The following is a 4736-nucleotide window of genomic DNA, read 5'->3' on the forward strand; positions in this document are numbered from 1 at the left end:
CTGTGTATAAGAGACAGGGGCGGTGGTGCAGGCGGTGCATGGGCTGGGCGGGGTCGGCAAGAGCACGCTGGCGGCCCAGTGGGCGCAGTTGCACGCCGGGGAGCATGTGCTGACCTGGTGGATCACCGCCGATTCCGCCGCGAGCGTCACGGCGGGTCTGGCTGAGCTGGCCGGGATGCTGGTGCCGGAGATGACCCGCGGCACCCCGGCGGCGCCGGGAGTGGTGGAGCAGGAGCGGGCGGCGTGGGCGCGGCGGTGGCTGGCGGCTCATGCGGGCTGGCTGGTGGTGCTGGACAACGTCACCGACCCCGCCGATGTGGCCGAGCTGGTGACCGGCGCCCCGGGCGGCCGGTTCCTGATCACCAGCCGGCTGCGTGAGGGCTGGCACGACCTCGTCCCAGCGTTGATCGAGCTGGATGTGCTGAGCGCGTCGGAGGCGCTGGAGCTGCTGGGCGGCATCGTCACCGCCGGCCGCCCGGCTACCGCCCCAGCGACCGGTTTGGATGGGGGTGCGGAGTTGTGCGCTGAGCTGGGGTGGTTGCCGCTGGCGGTCAAGCAGGCCGGCGCCTATGTCCGCCAGGCGCACCTGACCCCGGCGGGCTACCTGGGACTGCTTCGGGACAATCCGGTGGCGATGTACGACCGGGCCGCCCGGGGCTCGGATGCCGAACGCACCATCGCCCGGATCTGGCGGATCACCTTGGACACCCTCGCCGACGACTCTCCACTGGCCGGTGATCTGCTGCGGATCATGGCCTGGTGGGCACCCGACGCCATCCCTCGCACCCTGCTGGACCCGATCGCCGACCCGGCTGAAATCGCTACGGCGCTGGGGGAGCTGGCCGCCTACAACATGATCACCCTGGACCCCGACACGGTCGCGGTGCACCGGCTGGTCCAAGCCGTCGCCCGCACCCCCGACCCGCGCGACCCCCACCGCCAATCAGACGACATCGACACCGCTCGCCACCACGCCACCACCCTGCTCGACCAAGCCTGCCCCGCCGACGTCGATGACCCGGCAGGATGGCCGGCCTGGCGTACCCTGCTACCCCACATCGACGCCCTGGCCGAACGCACCGACCCCGCCACCGACACCACAACAACCAGCCGCCTGCTGAGCCGCGCCGCCGCGGTCCTGTACGAGCAAGGCGCCATCACGCCCGCCATCGGCTACAACGAACGCGCCCTCACCACTGACCAACGCCTCCACGGCACCGACCACCCCGACACCTTGAACTCCCGCAACAACCTGGCCACCGCCTACCAGGCGGCGGGTGATCTGCGGCGGGCGATCCCGCTGTACGAGGTGACGCTGGCCGACTGCCAGCGGGTGCTGGGCGACGACCACCCCAACACCCTGAACTCCCGCAACAACCTGGCCACCGCCTACCAGGCGGCGGGTGATCTGGGCCGGGCGATCCCGCTGTACGAGGTGACGCTGGCCGACTGCCAGCGGGTGCTGGGCGCCGACCACCCCGGCACCCTGACCTCCCGTAATAACCTGGCCACCGCCTACCAGGTGGCGGGTGATCTGGGGCGGGCGATCCGGCTGCTGGAGGTGACGCTGGCCGAGCGGGAGCGGGTGCTGGGCGCTGACCACCCCGGCACCCAGCAATCCCGCAACAACCTGGCCTCCGCGTACTACACAGCGGGTGATCTGGAGCGGGCGATCCCGCTGTACGAGGTGACGCTGGCCGAGCGGGAGCGGGTGCTGGGCGCTGACCACCCCGGCACCCTGAACTCCCGCAACAACCTGGCCTACGCCTATGAGTCGGCGGGTGATCTGGGGCGGGCGATCCCGCTGTACGAGGTGACGCTGGCCGAGCGGGAGCGGGTGCTGGGCGACGACCACCCCGACACCCTGCAATCCCGCAACAACCTAGCCTCCGCCTACCAAGCGGCGGGTGATCTGAAGCGGGCACTCCCCCTGTTGGAGGTGACCCTGGCCGATTGCCAGCGGGTGCTGGGCGACGACCACTCCGACACCCTGCAATCCTGCAACAACCTAGCCGGCGTCTACTACACGGCGGGTGATCTGAAGCGGGCGATCCCGCTGCTGGAGGCCACCTTGGCTGATTGCCAGCGGGTATTAGGTGAGGATCACTCCCTGACCAAGACGGTGCGGGGAAACCTGGAAGCAGCCGGGTAGCAGGCTCGTCCAGAAGGTCTGCATACCGGGATGCGTGTCGTAGGTCGCTTCCCGGTGCCGCCGGTGCGTCTCACCCAGCCCGTGTCGTCGCCTGCAGCTATCCGCTCCGACCTCCCGTCACCGATCACCCCGCGTCACCTTGGAACTGGCCGTACCTGCTGGCCGCTGTCAGCCGACCCCCACTCGGAGGTTGAGAGGGGTCTCTCGACCTTCCCCGGGCTGAAACGCATATTTGCCCTCCTTCCTGTAAGCGGCCTCGTATATGTAGCCGAGAGTCGTTTCGCGATATCGCCGAGATGTGGCTTATGTCGGTGCTGTGAAGGTTTGTTGACCGGTGTTCGTTTTTTGATTTGTTCTGTCCTGTTCCGTTGACGTTCTGTTTTATCTTGATTTTGATCGTGCACTTCAGTTGACTTACCGCTGGTGTGTCATGAGACGCATCGCAACTGGTCAATCGCCCCTGACCTGTGGATTTATGGATCTGGGAGGTGTTAACGCCGATCCCACTGAAATGAGGGACGTGTCCGTTTGGTTGTGGCAACATGGCGCGGTGCGTCGCCTCGACGCCGAGCACCACACGGGATGGGTGAATTCGATGGAAACCCCGCAAAAGTTCTCCGCCGAAGCCGCGACTGATCGGCCGGCCCCTGTTCAGCCGCCGCAGTATCACGCGATGGCCGCGTTCGATATCTGCGGTTTCGGCAATAGCGGCGACCCGAACGTCATGAGGCACATGCGCAGCTGCATGTACCAGGTGATCCAGAGCGCCGCCGAGACCGCGCAGATGCGGTGGGTGGACTGCGAGTACGAGGACCGCGGCGACGGGCTCTATCTGCTGGCGCCTCCTGGCTACAGCGTGCACAGCCTGGTCGATCCGCTGGCACCGCTGATCCGCCGCGGCCTCGGCCAGGTCAACAGGACGCTGTCTGTGGACCATCGCCTGCGCCTGCGCATGGCCGTCCACCACGGCGAGCTCGTCCACGACGAGCACGGCGTGGTCAGCCCCGACCTGAACACGCTGTTCCGGCTACTCGATGCCCCAGTGCTGCGAGCGCGCTTCGAACAAGGCGACCTGGCCCTGATCGTGTCCGAGGACGTCTACCGACGTGTGGTCCGCTGGGGCACGGGCCTGATCGACCAGAAAGAGTTCGAGCCGCTCCTGATCGACTACAAGAAGACCTTGTGCGTGGCCTGGGCCGCGCTGCCGCCCCAGCCCGCCTCCGCGCCTGCCAAGGCGCTGCCCGATGTGCCACCTGACGTGCTGGGGAACAGGTTCGCCATCCTTGCGCTGCTCGAAAGTCTCATGGAACGAGCGAGGGACCTCCTCCAGGACGACGGACCGAGCTGACACCGTGCCGGTTGAGGCCGAGCAGCGCGGGGCAGGCACTGCGGGGTAGCGATGATGTCGCGGTGGCCCGGGTTGGCCACAGGTCGCTGACCCGGGAAACGGTCGGGTGCGGTCGATTCTGGTGAGCGTCATGAGCACATCGTCAGGGCTGTCTGCTCGCTTCGGCACGAAGAAGCCCCTCAGACAGATGTCCTTGATGAAGGGGGATGCTCCACGGGATGTGTCACTTTGGGGCACGTCGTGGTGCAGAGCCTTTAGGACGCGTCGTTCCAGCCGTGCGCGACGAAGGGGATACCGGTCAGGTAGGCGGCGATTCCGGCGGCAGGGTAGGGGATGGTGTGCTCGGGCAGGAGACGGGGGTCGTGCCATTGGATCTTGCCGCATTTGTGTGGTTCGGCGTTGTGGGGTTCACCGGTCCATCGGGTGGTGGTGAAGAACATTCCGATGCGGGCGAGGTCTGGACGTTGGCGGTGGTGGACGACGGTGATCAGGACCAGGTCGGCGGGGTCGATGTGGACGCCTACCTCTTCATGGGCTTCGCGGGCGGCGCCGTGGGTGAGCGGTTCGCCGTCGTCGAGGTGGCCTGAGGGCAGGTGGAGCATGCCGTCGCAGTAGCCGGTGCCCTGGCGCTCCAGCAGCAGGATCTCATCGCCGCGTTCGAGGATGACGTGGACGTCCACGATGGATCGATAACGGTCGGTCATGCTGCCCCTCCGGCGCGCCGGTTGCTGCGGTTCAGGATGAGGCCGAGGTTAGCGGTAGCACGATGCTGACCACGTGGGATGCCAGTAATTCGGGGCCGGTGATGGTGGAGTCGAGTTCAAGGATGCGGACCCCTTGCGCGGCGTACAGGGCGGACACGTCGTGGTAGCGGGCGATCTCCTTGGTGGTGATGTCGGGGTCGTCTTCGAAGCGGCCGTGTGATCCGCGCGCCTTTAGTCGGCGGCGGAGCTCGACGCCGCGGCAGGTGAGGAAGATGGCCAGGTCGGGGCGGTCCGCGTGCCGGTTCAGGTGGGTGATGAAGGTCTGTTCGACGCCGTCGATGGTCTGGAATACCAGCGATGAGGCGGTGTAGCGGTCGCACACGATGGTGGTTCCGGCCGCGAGCGCGGGCCGGATGACGGCGTCCAGGTGGTGGTAGCGGTCGGCGGCGACCAGGCAGGCCAGCGCGTACCCGTGGAACTGGTGGGTGCCGGCTCGGGCAAGCGCGCCGATCGGGCCGGGGGAGGGCTGGGC

The 4736-nt window shown here is 67.4% G+C and carries 4 protein-coding genes; 2 read left to right on the plus strand and 2 right to left on the minus strand.

Annotated elements, in window-relative coordinates; genetic code table 11:
• Nucleotides 1–25 precede the first annotated feature (25 nt).
• Both fxsT and E1298_RS44250 read left to right on the plus strand, forming a co-directional pair.
• Nucleotides 26–2152: an FxSxx-COOH system tetratricopeptide repeat protein gene (fxsT, locus tag E1298_RS44245; RefSeq protein WP_131903360.1), complete on the plus strand. Its 2127-nt coding sequence runs from the start codon at nucleotides 26–28 to the stop codon at nucleotides 2150–2152.
• Between the two features lie 550 nt (nucleotides 2153–2702).
• A complete protein-coding gene (locus tag E1298_RS44250) occupies nucleotides 2703–3500 on the plus strand; it encodes a hypothetical protein (RefSeq protein ID WP_131903361.1) in 798 nt (265 codons plus the stop codon).
• 254 nt (nucleotides 3501–3754) lie between these two features.
• On the opposite strand, the gene E1298_RS44255 is transcribed toward E1298_RS44250, so the two are convergent.
• The gene (locus tag E1298_RS44255; RefSeq protein ID WP_131903362.1) at nucleotides 3755–4204 is read right to left on the minus strand and encodes an NUDIX hydrolase; all 450 of its coding nucleotides are present in this window, start codon (nucleotides 4202–4204) and stop codon (nucleotides 3755–3757) included.
• Nucleotides 4205–4235: 31 nt separating this feature from the next.
• Nucleotides 4236–4736 (minus strand): dTMP kinase (locus E1298_RS44260; protein ID WP_131903363.1); only part of this gene is annotated, 501 nt, incomplete at its 5' end.

The sequence above is a fragment of the Actinomadura rubrisoli genome (genome assembly GCF_004349215.1).
In the GTDB taxonomy this organism is placed as follows: Bacteria; Actinomycetota; Actinomycetes; order Streptosporangiales; family Streptosporangiaceae; genus Spirillospora; species Spirillospora rubrisoli.

Bases quoted from the DNA above. Each gene is read 5' to 3' on its own strand.
- E1298_RS44255 (WP_131903362.1), bottom strand. From the start codon at position 4,204: ATGACCGACCGTTATCGATCCATCGTGGACGTCCACGTCATCCTCGAA.